Origin of the sequence: Streptomyces zinciresistens K42 (genome assembly GCF_000225525.1) — a bacterium.
GTDB lineage: Bacteria > Actinomycetota > Actinomycetes > Streptomycetales > Streptomycetaceae > Streptomyces > Streptomyces zinciresistens.
Genome location: NZ_AGBF01000030.1, coordinates 25418 through 43442, shown reverse-complemented (window position 1 = coordinate 43442; position 18025 = coordinate 25418). Strand labels below are relative to the sequence as shown.

Genomic DNA, 18025 nt, shown 5'->3' with positions numbered 1-18025 from the left:
GAGACAGCAGCAGGACACAGCAGAGGGGCCCGCCCCCCGGGAAGCCGGGGGGCGGGCCCTTTATCTGCCTCGCGGTGGCACCGCCATGCAGCACCGCGAGGGGTTCTTCGCCGGGCGGCGGCTCAGCCGAAGCGGCCCGAGATGTAGTCCTCGGTCGCCTGGACCGACGGGTTGGAGAAGATGCGCTCCGTGTCGTCGATCTCGATGAGCTTGCCGGGCTGGCCGACGGCGGCGAGGTTGAAGAAGGCCGTGCGGTCCGAGACCCGCGCCGCCTGCTGCATGTTGTGCGTCACGATGACGATCGTGAAGCGCTCCTTCAGCTCACCGATCAGGTCCTCGATGGCGAGGGTGGAGATCGGGTCCAGGGCGGAGCAGGGCTCGTCCATCAGCAGGACGTTCGGCTCGACCGCGATCGCGCGGGCGATGCACAGCCGCTGCTGCTGACCGCCCGAGAGGCCGGAGCCCGGCTTGTTCAGACGGTCCTTGACCTCGTTCCAGAGGTTCGCGCCGCGCAGCGACTTCTCGACGATGTCGTCCAGCTGCGCCTTCTTGTAGGAGCCGTTGAGCTTCAGGCCCGCCGCCACGTTGTCGTACACCGACATCGTGGGGAAGGGGTTGGGCCGCTGGAAGACCATGCCGACCTCGCGCCGTACGGCCACCGGGTCGATCCCGGCGCCGTACAGGTTCTCGTCGCCGAGCATGACCTTGCCCTCGACCCGGCCGCCGCTGGTGACCTCGTGCATGCGGTTCAGGGTGCGCAGGAAGGTGGACTTGCCGCAGCCGGACGGGCCGATGAAGGCCGTCACGGAGCGGGGCTCGACGGTCATCGAGATGTCCTCGATGGCGAGGAAGGAGCCGTAGTAGGCGTTGAGGCCGCTGACATCGATGCGCTTGGCCATGGCAATCACTGCTTCTTTCGGGTCGCTGACTTCGATGGCCGCGTCAGCGACCGGACTTCGGGGCCTTCCAGCGGGCGATGCCGCGGGCCACGAGATTGAGGATCATGATGAAGAGGATGAGCGTCAGGGCCGCCGCCCAGGCCCGGTCGTACCCCGGTCCTTCGCCACCGCTGTTCGAGTACTGGAGGTAGATGTACATCGGCAGCGAGGCCTGCGGGTCGGAGAAGGGGTTGGCGTTGATGAAGTTCGTACCCCAGACCAGCAGCAGCACGGGCGCGGTCTCACCGGTGATACGGGCGATGGCCAGCATCACACCGGTGGTGATGCCGCCGATCGCCGTCGGCACGACCACCTTCAGGATGGTGCGCCACTTCGGCACGCCCAGCGCCAGGGACGCCTCGCGCAGCTCGTTCGGGACGAGCTTGAGCATCTCCTCCGTCGAGCGGACGATCACGGGGATCATCAGGATCGCCAGGGCGAGCGAACCGGCGAAGCCGGAGTAGCCCATCTTCAGGATGACGATCCACAGGCTGAGGACGAACAGGCCCGCGACGATCGACGGGATGCCCGTCATGACGTCGACGAAGAAGGTCACCGCGCGCGCGAGGTTGCCGCGGCCGTACTCGACCAGGTAGATCGCGGTCAGCACGCCGACCGGCACGGCCATCAGCGTGGCGAGGCCGACCTGCTCCAGCGTGCCGAGCAGGGCGTGGTAGATGCCGCCGCCGGGCTCGGAGTCGGCGACCACGCCCATCGAGCGGGTGAGGAAGTAGGTGTCCAGGACCTTCACACCGCGCTGGACGGTCTCCCAGACGAGGGAGGCCAGCGGGATGACGGCGAGCAGGAACGCGACCCACACCATGCTGGTGGCCGTGCGGTCCTTGGCCTGCCGGCGGCCCTCGACGCGGGCCGAGACGGCGTAGGAGCCGACGATGAAGAGCACGGCGGCGATCAACGCCCACTGGATGCTGCTCTGCAGCCCGGCCGCGGCGCTGATGCCGAGGCCGGCGGCGGTGGCTCCGACCGCGACCGCCCAGGGGAACCACTTGGGCAGGGTCGCCCCGCGCAGGCCGCCGGGGCGCTTGCCGGAGAGGGTTGCGTGGCTCATGCGTTGGCCCCCGAGTACTCCTTGCGGCGGGCGATGATGAGCCGGGCCGCGCCGTTGACCAGCAGCGTGATGACGAAGAGCACCAGACCGGAGGCGATCAGGGCGTCCCGGCCCATCTCGCTGGCCTCGTTGAACTTGCTGGCGATGTTCTGGGCGAAGGTGCCGCCGCCCGGGTCGAGCAGGGTGGCCTGGATGTCGAAGCTGGAGGAGAGCACCATCGCCACGGCCATCGTCTCGCCGAGCGCGCGGCCGAGGCCCAGCATCGAGGCGGAGATCACGCCGGAGCGGGCGAAGGGCAGGACCGCCATGCGGATCACCTCCCAGCGGGTGGCGCCGAGCGCCAGGGCCGCCTCCTCGTGCATCTGCGGGACCTGGCGGAAGACCTCGCGGCTCACGTTGGTGATGATCGGCAGGATCATCAGCGCGAGCAGGATGCCGACGGTGAACAGCGAGCGCGGCGCGCCGCCGTTCCACGCGAAGACGCCGGTCCAGCCGAGGTAGTCGTCCAGCCAGCCGTAGAGGCCGTCGAGCTGCGGCACGAGGACCAGGGCGCCCCACAGGCCGTAGACGATGGAGGGCACGGCGGCCAGCAGGTCGATCACGTACGCGATGGGGCCGCTCAGGCGGCGCGGGGCGTAGTGGGTGAGGAAGAGGGCGATGCCGACCGCGATCGGTACGGCGATGGCCATGGCGATGATCGACGACACGACGGTGCCGAAGGCCAGGACCGCGATGCCGAACTGCGGCGGCACGCCACTGGGGTTCCACTCGAAGGTGGTGAAGAAGTTGGCCTCGTCCTTGCCGATCGCGAGAACCGCGCGGTAGGTGAGGAAGACCGCGATGGCGGCCATGATGACCAGCACCAGGATGCCGGATCCGCGGGAGAGACCGAGGAAGATCCGGTCTCCGGGGCGGGTGGTGCCGCGGGCGGCACGCCCGTCCTCGGTCCGGCCGGGCTGGGGTGCGGGGGGAGCGGTTGGGTTCTGTGTCGTTATGTCCATCGGGTTCTCCGGTCTGCGGAGCCGCTCCGCGGCGGCTCGGTCGGAGCCGTCCGTCGGTCGGCAGGCTCCTGGCGGCGGTGCACCGGACGGTGCGGCCGGCCCCGGTCCGGGGCCGGCCGCACGCAGGTCAGTTCAGGCCCGAGATGGTGGAGCGGACCTTGGTGATGATCTCGGCGGGCATCGGGGCGTAGCCGGCGTCCTTGAGCAGACCCTGGCCGTCCTCCGAGGCGATGTAGTTGAGGAAGGACTTCGTGGCGGGCAGCGTCTCCGGCTTGTTGCCCGAGTCGCAGACGATCTCGTACGTCACCAGCACGATCGGGTAGGCACCCGCGGCCGACGGCGTGTAGTCCAGCTCCAGGGCGAGGTCCTTGCCGGTGCCGACGACCTTGGCGGCGCCGATGGCGGCGGTGGCGTTTTCGACGGTGGCCTTGACCGGCTGCGCGGCCTCGGTCTTGATGTCGACGGTCTTGATGCCGCCCTTGGCGTAGGAGAGCTCGAAGTACGAGATGGCGCCCGTGGTCTGGGTGACCTGCTGGGCCAGGCCGGAGGAGCCCTGGGCGGACTGGCCGCCCTTGGCCTGCCAGGACTTGCCGCCCTCGTACTTCCAGTCGTTCGGGGAGGCGGCCTTCAGGTACTTGGTGAAGTTGTCCGTGGTGCCGGACTCGTCCGAGCGGTGGAACGCCTGGATCTTGAGGTCGGGCAGCTTCACGCCGGGGTTCAGCGCCGCGATGGCCTTGTCGTTCCAGTTGGTGATCTTGTTGTCGAAGATCTTGGCGAGGGTGGCCGCGTCCAGGGTGAGCGAGTCGACGCCCGGGACGTTGAAGCCGACCGCGATCGGGCCGCCGACCATCGGCAGGTCGATGCCCTGGCCGCCGGAGCAGACCTTCTTGGACGCCGTGACCTCCTCCGGCTTGAGCGCGGAGTCGGAACCGGCGAACGCGGTCTGGCCCTGGGTGAAGGCGGTGATGCCGGCGCCGGAGCCGTCGGGGCGGTAGTTGATCTGCACGTTCTTGCAGCTCGCGGTGTACTGCTTGACCCACGCGTCGACCGCGTTCTTCTGCGCGGACGAGCCGGACGCCTGGAGCTGGCCCTTGGCGTCGCCGCAGTCGATGTTGCCGGCCGCGGCGGTGGCCGTGGAGTCGCCGCTTCCGCTGGTGCCGGTGTCGTCGGAGCCGCACGCCGTGAGGGCCAGGGCGCCGGAGACGGCGATCGCGCCGAGAGCGAGTGCCCGCCGGTTCTTGCGCTGAAGCTTCACTTGAGGAATGTCCTTCCGGGAGCCGCCGTCCTGAAATTCGGCGGCGTGCGAAGTCGTGGTGACGCGGACCGTCCCCCCGGGGCGCGGTCCGTCATCGTGCAAGGCCGAAATTAGGCAGAACAGGTGAAGGCGCCGATGGGCGTGAATGAACGCCGGGTGAACCCCTGGGGACGGTGCGGTGAGGTAACGGAACGCTTACGGCGAGGACACGGCGTGATACCGGCAGTGGTCTCGCACGCGAGGCGCTCCGAAAGGCCCCACGCCTGTCTATCGCCGAAAGGCCCCCCGCGGTTGCGCCCCCGCGCCCGGACTTCACCCGCCTCACCCGCTTCACCCGCCTCACCCGTTCTCACCGGCCGTTCAGGTCCGGTGCAGCGCGTCGAGGAGGGCGTCCACCAGCTCCCGGTCCCGCGGCTGGGTCAGCCGCAGCCGCGCGTCCCGGGGCGAGAGCCACAGCAACCGGTCCACCTCGGCGTTCGGCGCGAAGGCGCCGGGCCCCGCCTCGGCCGCCCAGTAACGCACCCGCTTGGGGCGGCCGTCGGCCTCGTAGTGCGTCGCCGGCAGCTCGGCCCCCGGCCGCGCGTGGTGCCCCGTCTCCTCGGCGACCTCGCGCAGCGCGCCCACGAGAGCGTCCTCACCGCGCTTGAGCTTGCCCTTGGGGTGGGACCAATCATCGTATTTCGGCCGGTGGACCAGGCAGATCTCCAGCTCTCCGGCGACCGTCGAGCGGCGCCACAGGACGCAGCCGGCGGCCTGGACGGTGAGGTCGTCGGGGTCTGTCACCGGGGTGTGCCTCCTTCGCGGATGCCCGCCGTCAGGGCGTGCCCACCGTCTGCTGCTGCCAGGACTGCTGGAAGGCGAACCGCGCCGCCTCCACCTCGTGCCGCTGGTCGGCGTGCAGCACGCCGAGGGCGTACGCCGTGGCCGGGGCGATGCGCGGGGTGCGGGCCGCCTGGGCCGCGGCCGTCGCCGCCTCCGAGGCGTCCCGGTGCCGGTCCAGGGCCCGGCCGGCCCCCAGCAGCCGTACGTCCGGCGGGCCGCCGCCGTGCAGGACCTCGCGGGCGTAGCGGTGCAGGCGCAGCAGCAGCCGTACCTGGTGCCAGGGCGCGTCCTGGGGGTGCGGGGACGGGTCCGGGGAGAGGCCGTGGATCAGGGCCTCCGCGTTGTACGGGTGGCCGGCGGTGACCAGCGGCAGTGCGGTGACCGCGTCGTCGAGGCGCTCCCCGGCCGCCGCGGCGAGCGGCCGCAGACCGGTCCCCGCGGCGGCCGGGACGAGCGGGACCTCGCTGGCCAGGACGGCGATGCCGTCGGCCACCGCGTGGAAGCGGGAGGAGCCGAGCGCCTGGAGGGCCGTGCTGTGCGCGCGGGTCCTGGCCAGGGTGAGCTGCCGGTCCAGCAGGGCGCCCGCCTTGGCCGCGCCCACCGTGAGGCTGGCGCGCTCGGCGCCCGCGACGGCGTGCCGGGGCCCCGCTCCCGTCGACTGGGCCGGCAGGACCGGTGCGCCGGACAGCCGGTGCAGGGCCAGCAGCAGGCGTTCCAGGCGGGCGGCGCAGGCGTGCTCCATCGCCAGCGTGCCCGAGAGCCAGGCCAGTTCGGGACGGATGGCCTCCGACCAGTCGGCGTCCAGCAGGGGGCGGAACGTGTGCAGGCTGCCGCTGATGCGGCGGGCCGAGCGCCGCAGCGCCCGCGCCGCGTCGACGGTCTCCTCCGAGCCGTTGCCCGCGCCCGCACCGGACTCCCGGTGCAGGCGCAGCGCGCGGAGGAACTCGGTGGCGCGGGCGCGCAGGTAGCCCGCGAGGGCGTCCCCCGTCGCGTCCCCGGCCGCCGGGTCCGTCGGGTCAAGGTGTTGCTGAGCCACGCCTGCGCCTCCGGGCGTCTATGAGCATCTCCTGGACGTTGCGCAGGGGCTGACCCTCCGCGTCCGTCGCGTGCCGGGTCCACTCGCCGTCCGGGCCGAGGTGCCAGGACGCGGTGGTGTCGGACATCCCGGTTTCCAGGAACCGGTTCAGCGCGGCGCGGTGGGCCGGGTCGGTGACCCTGACCAGGGCTTCGATACGGCGGTCGAGGTTGCGGTGCATCATGTCGGCGCTGCCGATCCACACCTCGGGCTCGCCGCCGTTGCCGAAGGCGAAGACCCGGGAGTGCTCCAGGAAGCGGCCGAGGACGGAGCGGACGCGGACGTTCTCCGACAGTCCGGCCACGCCGGGGCGGACCGCGCAGATGCCGCGGACCCAGATGTCGACCGGCACGCCCGCCTGGGACGCGCCGTAGCAGGCGTCGATGAGCGCCTCGTCGACGATGGAGTTGACCTTGATGCGGATGTAGGCCGGGCGCCCGGCACGGTGGTGCTGGACCTCCTTGTCGATCCGCGAGATCAGGCCGTCGCGCAGTGACTTGGGCGCGACCAGCAGCCGCCGGTAGGTCTCCCGGCGGGAGTAGCCGGACAGCCGGTTGAACAGGTCGGACAGGTCCGCGCCCACCTGCGGGTCGGCCGTCAGCAGGCCCAGGTCCTCGTAGAGCCGGGCCGTCTTCGGGTGGTAGTTGCCGGTGCCGACGTGGCTGTAGCGGCGCAGGGTCTCGCCCTCCTGGCGGACCACCAGCGACAGCTTGCAGTGCGTCTTGAGCCCGACGAGGCCGTAGACGACGTGGCAGCCGGCCTCCTCCAGCTTGCGCGCCCACTTGATGTTGGCGTGCTCGTCGAAGCGGGCCTTGATCTCGACCAGCACCAGGACCTGCTTGCCGGCCTCGGCGGCGTCGATGAGCGCGTTGACTATGGGGGAGTCGCCGGAGGTCCGGTACAGCGTCTGCTTGATCGCGAGGACGTCCGGGTCGTCCGCCGCCTGCTCCAGGAACGCCTGCACGGAGGTCGAGAAGGAGTCGTACGGGTGGTGCAGCAGCACGTCCCGGTTGCGCAGCGCGGCGAATATGTCGGGCGCGGAGGCCGACTCGACCTCGGCGAGCTCGCGGTGGGTGCCGGCGACGAACTTGCGGTACTTCAGCTCGGGCCGGTCGATGGAGGCGATGCGGAAGAGGCCGGTGAGGTCCAGGGGGCCGGTCAGGGGGTAGACCTCGGCCTCGCTGATCTTCAGCTCGCGCACCAGCAGGTCCAGGACCTCCTGGTTGATGCTCTCCTCGACCTCCAGCCGGACCGGCGGCCCGAAACGCCGCCGCATCAGCTCCTTCTCCAGCGCCTGGAGGAGGTTCTCGGCGTCGTCCTCCTCGACCTCCAGGTCCTCGTTGCGGGTCACCCGGAAGGCGTGGTGCTCCAGCACCTCCATGCCCGGGAACAGCTCCTCCAGGTGCGCGGCGATGACGTCCTCCAGCGGGACGTACCGGCCGGGCGAGGCCTCCAGGAAGCGGGAGAGCAGCGGCGGCACCTTCACCCGGGCGAAGTGCGGGGTGCCGGTGACGGGGTTGCGGACCCGTACGGCCAGGTTCAGCGAGAGGCCGGAGATGTACGGGAACGGATGCGCCGGGTCGACGGCCAGCGGGGTCAGCACGGGGAAGATCTGGTGCCGGAACAGGGTGAACAGGCGGGCCTGCTCCTTCTCCGTCAGCTCGTTCCAGCGGACCAGGTGGATGCCCTCCTCCGCCAGGGCGGGCGCGACGTCCTCGTGGTAGCAGGCGGCGTGCCGGGCCATCAGCTCGCGGGAGCGGGCCCAGATCATCTCCAGCACCTCGCGGGGCTGGAGGCCGGAGGCCGACCGGGTGGCGACGCCGGTCGCGATCCGGCGCTTCAGCCCGGCCACCCGGACCATGAAGAACTCGTCCAGGTTGCTGGCGAAGATGGCCAGGAAGTTCGCCCGTTCGAGGAGGGGGGTCTCGGGGTCCTCGGCGAGTTCCAGCACCCGCTCGTTGAAGGCGAGCCAGCTGCGCTCGCGGTCCAGGAACCGGCCGTGGGGCAGTTGGGCGCCCTCCTGGGACACCTCGTACGCGTCGAGATCGGCGTCGATGTCGGGCTCCAGGTCGGAGACGACCGCCGAGGTGACCGTGTGCGGGCGGTGGGCCGCTATGGAGCCCACGGAGGGCTGCGCGTGCTGGGCCTGGGCGTTCGAGGACTGGCTCATACGCCCATTGTTCCGCGCATCGAGCCGTACAGGCGCGTCGGAACGCGCGGAAGGGAGCGTCGCGGGGAGGCGTCGTACGTCCCCGTACCTCGCGTTCCCCTCCGGGGGCGGCGAGGCCTCTGGCACGGCGGGCGTCATTGGCTGAGCCTCGCAAGCCCGTCTGAACCGCTGGTTACGGAGACATGGCGTGCGGGATATCGGGGGGCGGCCCGCACACGTCGGACCCCGGCCGCGCGGCGCACGTCCCTCCCCCCGTGGAGGGACGTGCGGGGCGGTCTACGGGAGGCGGCGGCGCAGCATCCGGAACGCGGCGAGCGTCGCGGCGGCGGTGAGGGCGAGCACGATGCCGGTCTCCACGAGCTGGAGCGGCCAGAAGTGCGCGGAGGGGTGGTAGTCGCGGTAGTAGCCGGTGACGCCCGTGTCGGCGAGGCACCGGGCACTGTCCCCGCACAGGGGGTCGGCGACGCGGGCGCCGGTGGCGGTGACGGCGCCCTCGTCCACGACCGGGCCCGGGTAAGGCGGGTACCCGTCCTCGGCGACGAGTGTCCTGGCGGGCCACAGGAAGGGGCGCAGCCAGGAGAGCGCGGACAGCAGCGCGGCCAGGGCGACGACGGCCGTGCCGAGCGCGGAGACGGTCCGGCCCAGGAGCAGTCCGGCGAGTGCGCCGACGGCGAGGCCGAGCAGGGCGTACGCCGTGGCGAGGGTGCCGTTGGCCTCGAAGACGTAGCTCTGGTACCACTGCCGCGAGCCGATCGTCGCCCACAGCCGGCCGTCGGACGCCCACATCACGCGGTGCAGCAGCGTGAGGAGGAGCGTGCCGCCGGTGAGCAGGACGGCCGGGAGGGCGAGCTTGGCGGCCAGCCAGCGGGCCGGGGTGACCGACTGGGTCCAGGCGAGCCGTGCGGTGCCGTTCTCCAGCTCGCGCCCGACGAGCACCCCGCCGGCCCAGGCCGCCGCGAGGAAGGGGGTGAGCCCGAGGATCGCGGAGCCGAAGGACGCGACGGTGTCGTAGCGGCCGGCCGCGAGGCCCGGCATGTCGCAGCCCAGGGACGGCTGGTCGGAGAAGCACCCCATGGCCCGGTACTCCGCCCATGCCGCGTCCGCGCCCGGTCCCGTGGCCCACAGCATGCAGCCGGCGCCGACGGCCACGAGCATCGCCCAGAACCACAGCGCCGAGCGGTGCACCAGCAGGACCGTCCGGACCAGGGCGCGCGGTCCCGGGGCGGGTGCGGCGGCCTCGGGCCTCTCGGCCGTGACCGCGGTCATACGGCGACCTCCCGCGTTCCGCCGAGGCGCAGCGCGGCCGCGTGCGGGGCGCGCAGATGTGCCAGGACCAGTTCCTCCAGGGTCGGGGCGGCGGACTGCACGTCTTCGCCGAGGGGGCCCTCGGGCCGTACGAGCGCGGTCAGTTGACGGCCCGTCGTACGGGACTCGACCACGGTGTGCGGGGCCAGGGACGCGTCGGCCCGGCCGGTGACCAGGCGGTGCGCGGCGAGCAGGTCGTCCAGCGGGCCGGCGAGCCGGACCCGGCCGGCGCCGAGCAGCAGCAGATGGTCGCAGCAGCCGTCCAGTTCGGCCACGACGTGCGAGGACATGACCACCGTGGTGCCGTGCTCGGCCGCGTCCGCCATGAGCGTGGCCGTCAGCCGGTGCCGGGCCAGCGGGTCGAGATCGGCCATCGGCTCGTCCAGGAGCAGCAGTTCGGGGCGCTTGCCGAGGGCCAGCGCGAGGGCGACCAGGGTGCGCCGGCCGCCCGAGAGGGCGCGGATCTTCGTGCCCCGGTCGAGCGCGCCCTCGTCGACGACGCGTTCGGCGGCCCGCGCGTCCCAGCGGCGGGGGTTGAGCTCGCGGCCGAAGCGCAGGGTCTCGCCCACGGTGAGGTGGGGGTGCAGGGGCTTGTCCTGGGCGACGTACCCCACCCGCTCGCGGGCCGCCGCGGGGGTGCCCCCGAGGACGGTGAGGGCGCCCTCGCCCACCGGCAGCAGTCCGGCGGCCAGCGCCAGCAGGGTCGACTTGCCGGCGCCGTTGGGCCCGACGAGGGCGCACACGCTGCCGGCCGGGAGCCGGAAGGCGCAGCCGTCCAGCGCCGGCCTGCGCCGCCGGCCGAAGCTCCTGCCCAGCGCGGCCGCCTCGATGGCGGTCTCGGTCATGACGGGTCCCCCTCGAAGTGCGTGTCCAGTACCGAAGTGAACAGAGCGTCCACGTCGTCGCGGTCCAGCCCGGCCGCGCGGGCCCGTACGGCCCATGCCTCCAGCTCGGTGCGCAGCGGCGAGTCGGAGGGCGCGGTGTTCAGCCCCCGCCGCACGAACGTGCCGAGCCCCCGCCGCGCCTCGACCAGGCCCTCGCGCTCCAGCTCGCGGTAGGCCTTCAGGACGGTGTTGGGGTTGATGGCCGTCGCCTCGACGACCTCGCGGGCCGTGGGCAGCTTGTCCCCGGGCTCCAGCAGCCCCAGGCGCAGCGCCTGCTTGGTCTGCCGGACGATCTGCACGTAGGTGGCGACGCCGGAACGCCGGTCGATGCGGAACTCGACCATCCCCTGCACCACCCTTTCGCTAATTAAGTAGTGAAAGGGTGGTGCAGGGGATGGTCGAAAGTCAAGAGTGCTCCGACTCCGAGTGCCGCCGGGGACGGCTCAGGCGCGGCGGACCCCGGGCCCCTGAACGACGGACGGGCCCGGTCCCGTGTGCGGGGAGCCGGGCCCGGGTGGGGGCGGGGTGCTGCGGTCGGGTCATGTCTCCGTGCGGTACATCAGGTCCGTCTCGTACGTCGTGAAGCCCAGCCGCTCGTAGACCGACACCGCCGCCTTGTTGTCGGCGTCGACGTAGAGCATCGCCGTCGGCAGGCCCTGCGCCGCGAGATGGCGCAGACCGGTGGTCGTCAGGGCCTTGCCGAGGCCGCCGCCCTGGGCGCCCGGCCGGACCCCGAGGACGTAGACCTCGCCGAGGCCCTCCTCCGCGTGGACCTTCGTCCAGTGGAAGCCGACGAGTTCGCCGTCGCGCTCCGCGAGGAAGAAGCCCGCCGGGTCGAACCAGGGCTCGGCCTTGCGGTCGTCCAGGTCGCGCTGGGCCAGCGAGCCCTGTTCCGGGTGGTGCGCGAAGGCGGCGGCGTTGACCGCGAGCCAGGCCGCGTCGTCCCGGCCGGGCACGAAGGCGCGGACCGCGACACCCTCGGGGAGCACCGGGTCGGGCAGGTCCAGGTCGCCCAACGGGCGCCGCATCTGGCGCAGTTCGCGGAACAGCGTGAGACCGAGCACCTGTGCGAGATGGCGGGCGGCCGAGTGGCCGCCGTGGGCCCACACCCGCAGCCGCTTGCCGGACGCGGCGAGCAGGGCCGAACCCAGCGCGCGGCCGTGGCCGTGGCCGCGGTGCGAGGGGTGGACGACCAGTTCGGCGGCGGGCGCCTCCACCGGGTCGGTGTCCTCCAGTTGCGCGTAGCCCACGAGTTCGCCGGCCACCGTCAGCAGCAGATGGGAGACGCCGGGGCGCTCGCCGCCGCGCAGCTGGAGCCTGCCCTGCTCGGACACCGCCTGCTGCCCGTCGTTCCGGGCGGCCTGCGCGAGCAGTTCGAGGACGGCCTCGGTCTGCTCGGGGGAGAGCGCGGAGTGGGTCCCGATGGCCCGGGAGGGGGCGGAGCGTGCGGCGTCGTCGCTGGTCATGCGTATGAGCCTAAGGGGCGTCAGGGACAAAGTCCCGGCAGAGAAGCAACCAAGGTGTAACCCGGAACCCCCTGTCCCGCTACGCGCGTTGACTCTAGGCTGCGGCCCGACGAGTCCATGCCACTCACGACCCACAGGGGGGCGGATGTCAGCCACATCCCACCGACCGCACCGCAGACGCCGCACATACGCGCTGGTCGCGACGACCGCCGCGCTCGCCACCGCGGGCGCGCTGGCCGCCGCGCTGCCCGCCACCGCGTCCACCGGCAAGGGCCACGGCGGCCACGGGCACCTGCCCAGCCGCTACCAGGACGTCCAGCTGCTGTCGTTCAACGACCTGCACGGCAACCTGGAGCCGCCGGCCGGCTCCGCGGGACGGGTCAGCGAACTCCAGGCGGACGGCACGGCGAAGACCGTCGACGCGGGCGGCGCCGAGTACCTCGCCACCCACCTGCGGCAGGCCCGCGCGGGCAAGGAGTACTCCGTCACCGCCGCCACCGGCGACCTGGTCGGCGCCTCGCCGCTGGTCTCCGGTCTCTTCAAGGACGAGCCCACCGTCGAGGCGCTGAACAAGCTCGACCTCGACGTCTCCTCCGTCGGCAACCACGAGTTCGACGAGGGCCGCCAGGAGCTGACCCGCCTGCAGAACGGCGGCTGCCACCCCACCGAGGGCTGCTTCACCGACAAGAAGTTCCAGGGCGCCGACTTCCCCTACCTCGCCGCGAACACCCTCGACGAGAAGACCGGCAAGCCGATCCTCAAGCCCTACTGGGTCTGGCGGAAGAAGGACGTCAAGATCGGCTTCATCGGCGTCACCCTGGAGGACACGCCCGGCGTCGTCTCCGCCGACGGCGTCAAGGGCCTGAAGTTCAAGGACGAGGTCGAGACGATCAACAAGTACGCCAAGGAGCTCCAGCGCCAGGGCGTGAAGTCGATCGTCGCGCTGCTCCACGAGGGCGGCACGCCGGCCTCGCCGTCGTACAACTACGACTGCAACGCCTCGGGTCCGGGCGGCGGCGTCTCCGGGCCGATCGTCGACATCGCCAAGAACGTCACGCCCCAGGTCGATGCGCTGGTCACCGGCCACACGCACAACGCCTACTCCTGCACGATCAACGACCCGGCGGGCAACCCCCGCACGGTCACCTCGGCGGCGTCCTTCGGCCGGCTCTTCACCGACACGACGCTGAAGTACGACCGCTACACCGGGGACATCGCGCGGACGGCCGTGAAGTCCACCAACCGCGTGGTCAGCCGGGACGTCCCCAAGGCGCCCGACATGACGCAGCTGATCTCCCGGTGGAACGCCCTCGCCGCGCCCGTCGGCAACCGCCCGATCGGCTATGTCTCGGCCGACATCTCCAACACCGGTACGGAGTCCCCGCTCGGTGACCTCATCGCCGACGCCCAGTTCGCCTACGGCAGGAAACTCGACCCGGAGACGGACCTGGCGCTGATGAACCCCGGCGGCATCCGCGCGCCCCTGACCTACACGGCCAAGGGCACCGAGGGCGACGGAGTGGTGACCTACGCCGAGGGCTTCACGGTCCAGCCGTTCGCCAACACCGTGAACCTCCAGAACCTCACCGGCGCGCAGCTGATCCAGGTGCTCAAGGAGCAGGTCAGCGGCGTGAACGCGGCGTCGCCCAAGGTCCTTCAGATCTCCTCGGGCCTGACGTACACGCTGGACCTGACCAAGTCGGGCGCCGACCGTGTGGTCACGGACTCGATCAGGCTGAACGGCGCGGCGATCGACCCGGCCGCCAGTTACCGGGTCGCCACCAACAACTTCCTCGCGGGCGGCGGCGACGGCTTCACCACGCTGGGCCAGGGCACGAACGACCTGGTCGGCACCGACGACCTGTCCGTCCTCGCGGACTACCTGACGGCCAACTCCTCGGCGGCGAACCCGATCGCACCGCCGGCGGCCGACCGCATCACCGTCGTGCGCTAGCGCTAGGGCGTGACGGGGAAGGTTCACCGGCTCACGGCGTCCGGCCCGCCCTCCTGGCCGCGCCACTGGTGGTACCCGGTCACCCCCGGGTGAGCCGCTGAGAGGAACCGGTCAGGCCGGACGGGGGTCCGCCTGACCGGTTCCTCGTGCCGGTCCGGCGTTCAAGGACGACACCAGGCGGCCGTCCCCGTCCCCGCCGCCCCGCTCAGGGCGTCTCCGGCGGCGGGGCGGCCGCGCCCGGCAGCCGTACGGTCGCCACCGTGCCGCCGCCCTCCGCGGGCGCCAGCGCGACGGAGCCGCCCGCCTGCTCGACGGTGCGGGCCACGATCGACAGGCCCAGGCCCGACCCGGGCAGCGCGCGGGCGCTGGGCGACCGCCAGAAGCGGTCGAAGACGTGGGGCAGTTCGTCCGCCGGGATGCCGGGGCCGCGGTCGCGCACGCTCAGCACGCCCTCGGCCAGCCGTACGTCGACGACGCCCCCCTCGGGGCTGAACTTGACCGCGTTGTCGAGGATGTTGACCACCGCGCGTTCCAGCGCCGCCGGTTCGCCCCGGACGTACCAGGGCCGCAGGTCGGCGGTGATCGTCAGCTCCGGGCCGCGCAGCCGGGCGCGGCGCAGGGCCGCGCCGACGGTGTCCTCCAGCGGGACCACCTGGACGCGCTCCCCGCGCTGCCCCGCCGAGCGGGACAGCTCCTGGAGGTCGCCGATCAGGGCGGCCAGTTCGGTCATCTGCGCCTTGACGGAGGCGAGCAGGGCCTTGCGGTCCGCCTCGGGCAGCGGGCGGCCGGTCTCCTCGCTGCGGGTGAGGAGTTCGATGTTGGTCCGCAGCGAGGTCAGCGGGGTGCGCAGCTCGTGGCCGGCGTCGGCGATGAGCTGCTGCTGGAGCTCGCGGGAGCTGGCCAGGGCGGACGTCATGGAGTTGAAGGACCGGGACAGCCGGGCCACCTCGTCGTCGCGCTCCTCCTCCACGGGGATGCGCACGCTCAGGTCCTCGGTGCGGGCGACGTGCTCGACGGCCTCGGTGAGCTGGTCCACGGGCCGCAGTCCCGCACGGGCCACCGCGAGCCCGGCGGCACCCGCGCCGACCACGCCGACCCCGGAGACGAGCAGCAGGATCAGCGCGAGGTCGTTGAGGGTGGACTGGGTGCCCTTGAGGGGGACCGCGACCAGGAGCGCGGTGTCCGGGTAGAGCTCGTCCGGGCTCAGCGGGCCCTGGCTGACGACCAGCGGCGTGGTGTAGACGCGCACCGCGCTGCCCGCGGTGTCGGTGCCGTTGCGGAACGTCCCTTCGAGGGTGTGCCCGCCGGCCGATCCGGGCGCGTTCCTGATCACCTGGGTGTCGGCTCCGGTGACCTTGACGGTGCCCGCCGACGTCGAGGACACGCACGGCGTGCCGTCCCCCTTGACCAGCTGCACGTAGGTGCCCCGGGTCCGCAGGCCGCCGCCCGCGGCCTGCTTGTCGGGCACGCTCTGCGGACACGCCTCCAGGAGGTCCTGAACCTGCCCGGACAGCTGGGGCTGCGCCATCTTCCTGAGGTCCGCGTCGACCTGGTCGTACAGCTTCCCCCGCACCAGGAACCAGCACGTCACCGAGACCGCCGCCACCGCGAACGCCACCGCCGCCGCCACCAGCAGCGCCAGCCGGGACCGGATCGGCAGGGCGCGGAAGCGGCGCAGCACCCTGCTCACTCGGCCCCGCCCTGGCGCAGGACGTACCCCACCCCGCGCACCGTGTGCACCAGCCGCGGCTCGCCGCCCGCCTCGGTCTTGCGGCGCAGGTACATGACGTACACGTCCAGCGAGTTCGACGACGGCTCGAAGTCGAAGCCCCACACCGCCTTCAGGATCTGCTCGCGCGTCAGCACCTGGCGCGGGTGCGCCATGAACATCTCCAGCAGCGTGAACTCCGTACGGGTCAGCTCGACCGGCCGCCCGCCCCGGGTCACCTCGCGGGTGGCGAGGTTCATGCGCAGGTCGGCGAAGGTCAGGACCTCGTCCTCGTCGGCGGGGACCGGCCCGCCCGCCGTGTAGGAGCTGCGCCGCAGCAGCGCGCGGACCCGCGCGAACAGCTCGTCCAGCTCGAACGGCTTGACCAGGTAGTCGTCGGCGCCGGCGTCCAGGCCGGTGACGCGGTCGCCGACCGTGTCGCGGGCCGTCAGCATCAGGATCGGGGTGGTGTCGCCGCCGGCGCGGATGCGGCGGGCCGCCGTCAGGCCGTCCATACGGGGCATCTGGATGTCGAGGACGACGAGGTCGGGCCGGTAGGCCGCGGCCTTCTCCAGGGCGTCCGCGCCGTCGACCGCGACCTCGGTGCCGTAGCCCTCGAAGGCGAGGCTGCGCTGGAGTGCTTCGCGCACCGCCGGCTCGTCGTCGACGATCAGGATGCGCTGGGGGTCACGGTCGCCGTCGGCGGGGCTCATGGGCTCGGGATTCCTCGGGTGCGGTGGGACGGGGGGCTGAGCGGCTGAACGCCTTCAGCGTCGCATGTTTCCGCGCTTCTCAGCCGCGGGCGGCCCGGCGGCGGCCGCGGGACGCGGTGCCCTTGCGGGCTCCGGTCCGGCGGGCGTCCGCCGTCCGCGGGGCGCGGGCCGTCCCCGTCGGGGGGTGCAGGGCGCCGGCGACCGCGAGGGCGAGGGTGACGTCGGCGGGCCCGGTGCCGGGTCCGCCCTGGCCGGGCTGCTTGCTCATGGGGTGTCCCCTCCGGGTCAGGACCGCGACCCGCCGCGCAGCTTCGCCAGGTCGGCCTTGACGGTGTTGACCGGGATGGCGAAGCCGAGGCCCACGCTGCCCGCGTCGGAGGAGCCCGAGCCGGAGGCCGAGTACATCGCGGAGTTGACGCCGATGATGTTGCCGTTCATGTCGATCAGCGCGCCGCCGGAGTTGCCGGGGTTCAGCGACGCGTCCGTCTGGATCGCCTTGTACGTCGTCGTCGACGAGCCGGTGTCGCCGTTGAACTCCCGGCCGCCGAACTCGAAGGGCCAGCCGCCGCCCTGCTGCTGTTGCCCCTGCTGCTGTTGCTGCTGTTGGCCCTTGCCGGTGGAGACGGTCACGTCCCGGTCGAGCGCGGAGACGATGCCGCTGGTGACCGTGCCGGTCAGGCCCTCGGGCGAGCCGATCGCCACGACCTCGTCGCCGACCCGGACCCCGGAGGAGTCGCCGAGCGTGGCGGTCGGCAGCCCGGAGGCGTCGCTGAGCTTGATCAGCGCGAGGTCCTTGCCGCTGTCGGTCCCGACGACCTCGGCGCTGTACGACGTGCCGTCGCTGGTGCGCACCTTGACCTGCGAGGCGCCGGAGACGACGTGGTTGTTGGTGATGATCTCGCCGTCGCCGGTGATGATCACGCCGGAGCCGGTGGAGGACCCCGCGTTGGAGGCCGCGCTGATCTCGACGATGCTCGGGCTGACCGCCTTGGCCACCCCGGAGACCGTGCCCCGCTGGCTGGAGGGGACGACGGTGGTGCTGGTGGAGCTCGCGGCGGTCGCGGCACCGTCACCGGTCAGCTCCTGTATGCCGTACGCCGTGCCGCCGCCGACCGCCGCGGCGACGATCGCCACGGCCGCGAGGAGGGCGACGGGCCCGCGGCCCCGGCGCCGGCCGCGGGGCTCCCGGGCCGTCGGCTCGGCGAGCGGGGAGGTGGGAGCTCCGCCGTCCCCGGCGCCGCCCGGCGCGGTGCCGGGCACCGGGGCGGCCGGGTCCTGGTCCGGCGCCCCGTGCGCCGAGGGCCGGTAGGCCGGCGGGGCGGGCCAGGCGGGGTCGACGGGAGAGGAGGCGTGCTGCCGGGCGTCCTGGTACGGGGTGTCGTGGTCGCCGTCGCGGCGGATGCTCTCGGTCATGACAACGAGCTTGTCGCCCGACCATGAGAGCTTCCTGAGCACCGGCTGAGAAGCCCGGCAGAAGCCCGTATGCCCGATGTAAAGGCCCTTCTCGCCGTGAGCGGACGGCTCTCAGGAAACCTTCAGCCGACCCGCGCGGAACCCTTCGGAACCCTTGGGAACCCCTCGGAACCCTTGGGAACCCTTCGGAACCCTTCGGAATTTCTCGGAGCCCCTCGGCCACGGTGGGCCGGACCCGCGGACGCCGGGGCC

At 72.5% G+C, this 18025-nt stretch carries 16 protein-coding genes; 1 reads left to right on the top strand and 15 read right to left on the bottom strand.

Translation table 11 applies throughout. From position 1 onward, the window contains the following. Positions 1 to 122: 122 nt before the first annotated feature. The 11 genes from pstB to mshD all read right to left on the bottom strand — a co-directional run bounded on the left by pstB (position 123) and on the right by mshD (position 11985). Complete coding sequence (gene pstB, locus SZN_RS12600; RefSeq protein ID WP_007494876.1) at positions 123 to 899, bottom strand: phosphate ABC transporter ATP-binding protein PstB; 777 nt, start codon at positions 897 to 899, stop codon at positions 123 to 125. 43 nt (positions 900 to 942) lie between these two features. Continuing rightward, a complete protein-coding gene (gene pstA / locus SZN_RS12595) occupies positions 943 to 2007 on the bottom strand; it encodes a phosphate ABC transporter permease PstA (protein WP_007494874.1) in 1065 nt (354 codons plus the stop codon). Next, positions 2004 to 3008, bottom strand: a complete 1005-nt coding sequence (gene pstC / locus SZN_RS12590) for a phosphate ABC transporter permease subunit PstC (RefSeq protein WP_007494871.1) — start codon at positions 3006 to 3008, stop codon at positions 2004 to 2006. Before pstC ends, pstA begins: the two co-directional genes overlap by 4 nt. A 127-nt stretch (positions 3009 to 3135) precedes the next feature. Continuing rightward, positions 3136 to 4263, bottom strand: a complete 1128-nt coding sequence (pstS, locus tag SZN_RS12585) for a phosphate ABC transporter substrate-binding protein PstS (protein WP_007494869.1) — start codon at positions 4261 to 4263, stop codon at positions 3136 to 3138. Between the two features lie 360 nt (positions 4264 to 4623). Further along, complete coding sequence (locus SZN_RS12580) at positions 4624 to 5046, bottom strand: NUDIX hydrolase (protein WP_007494866.1); 423 nt, start codon at positions 5044 to 5046, stop codon at positions 4624 to 4626. A gap of 31 nt (positions 5047 to 5077) precedes the next feature. Beyond that, the gene (locus tag SZN_RS12575; protein ID WP_007494864.1) at positions 5078 to 6121 is read right to left on the bottom strand and encodes a CHAD domain-containing protein; all 1044 of its coding nucleotides are present in this window, start codon (positions 6119 to 6121) and stop codon (positions 5078 to 5080) included. Continuing rightward, positions 6102 to 8468, bottom strand: coding sequence for an RNA degradosome polyphosphate kinase (locus SZN_RS12570; protein WP_208865790.1), 2367 nt, complete (start codon positions 8466 to 8468; stop codon positions 6102 to 6104). Before SZN_RS12570 ends, SZN_RS12575 begins: the two co-directional genes overlap by 20 nt. 138 nt (positions 8469 to 8606) lie before the next feature. Beyond that, positions 8607 to 9596: a hypothetical protein gene (locus SZN_RS12565; RefSeq protein ID WP_007494859.1), complete on the bottom strand. Its 990-nt coding sequence runs from the start codon at positions 9594 to 9596 to the stop codon at positions 8607 to 8609. Next, complete coding sequence (locus tag SZN_RS12560; protein WP_007494857.1) at positions 9593 to 10480, bottom strand: ATP-binding cassette domain-containing protein; 888 nt, start codon at positions 10478 to 10480, stop codon at positions 9593 to 9595. The genes SZN_RS12565 and SZN_RS12560 overlap by 4 nt, the downstream gene beginning before the upstream one ends. Continuing rightward, positions 10477 to 10863, bottom strand: coding sequence for a GntR family transcriptional regulator (locus tag SZN_RS12555; protein ID WP_007494856.1), 387 nt, complete (start codon positions 10861 to 10863; stop codon positions 10477 to 10479). Before SZN_RS12555 ends, SZN_RS12560 begins: the two co-directional genes overlap by 4 nt. A gap of 195 nt (positions 10864 to 11058) precedes the next feature. Then, positions 11059 to 11985 (bottom strand): mycothiol synthase, encoded by a 927-nt coding sequence (mshD, locus tag SZN_RS12550; protein ID WP_007494854.1) that lies wholly within the window; start codon positions 11983 to 11985, stop codon positions 11059 to 11061. Between the two features lie 145 nt (positions 11986 to 12130). Here mshD and SZN_RS12545 point away from each other — a divergent pair, with 145 nt between their 5' ends. After that, positions 12131 to 13939: a bifunctional metallophosphatase/5'-nucleotidase gene (locus SZN_RS12545; RefSeq protein ID WP_007494853.1), complete on the top strand. Its 1809-nt coding sequence runs from the start codon at positions 12131 to 12133 to the stop codon at positions 13937 to 13939. Between the two features lie 205 nt (positions 13940 to 14144). On the opposite strand, the gene SZN_RS12540 is transcribed toward SZN_RS12545, so the two are convergent. The 4 genes from SZN_RS12540 to SZN_RS12525 form a co-directional block, all read right to left on the bottom strand. Next, the gene (locus SZN_RS12540) at positions 14145 to 15629 is read right to left on the bottom strand and encodes a HAMP domain-containing sensor histidine kinase (protein WP_043730257.1); all 1485 of its coding nucleotides are present in this window, start codon (positions 15627 to 15629) and stop codon (positions 14145 to 14147) included. Next, on the bottom strand, positions 15626 to 16360 hold the full coding sequence (locus tag SZN_RS12535; protein WP_007494849.1) for a response regulator transcription factor: 735 nt from the start codon (positions 16358 to 16360) through the stop codon (positions 15626 to 15628). Before SZN_RS12535 ends, SZN_RS12540 begins: the two co-directional genes overlap by 4 nt. A 79-nt stretch (positions 16361 to 16439) precedes the next feature. Continuing rightward, complete coding sequence (locus SZN_RS12530; RefSeq protein ID WP_007494848.1) at positions 16440 to 16628, bottom strand: hypothetical protein; 189 nt, start codon at positions 16626 to 16628, stop codon at positions 16440 to 16442. A gap of 17 nt (positions 16629 to 16645) precedes the next feature. Next, positions 16646 to 17773, bottom strand: coding sequence for a S1C family serine protease (locus tag SZN_RS12525; protein WP_007494847.1), 1128 nt, complete (start codon positions 17771 to 17773; stop codon positions 16646 to 16648). Between the last annotated feature and the right edge of the window lie 252 nt (positions 17774 to 18025).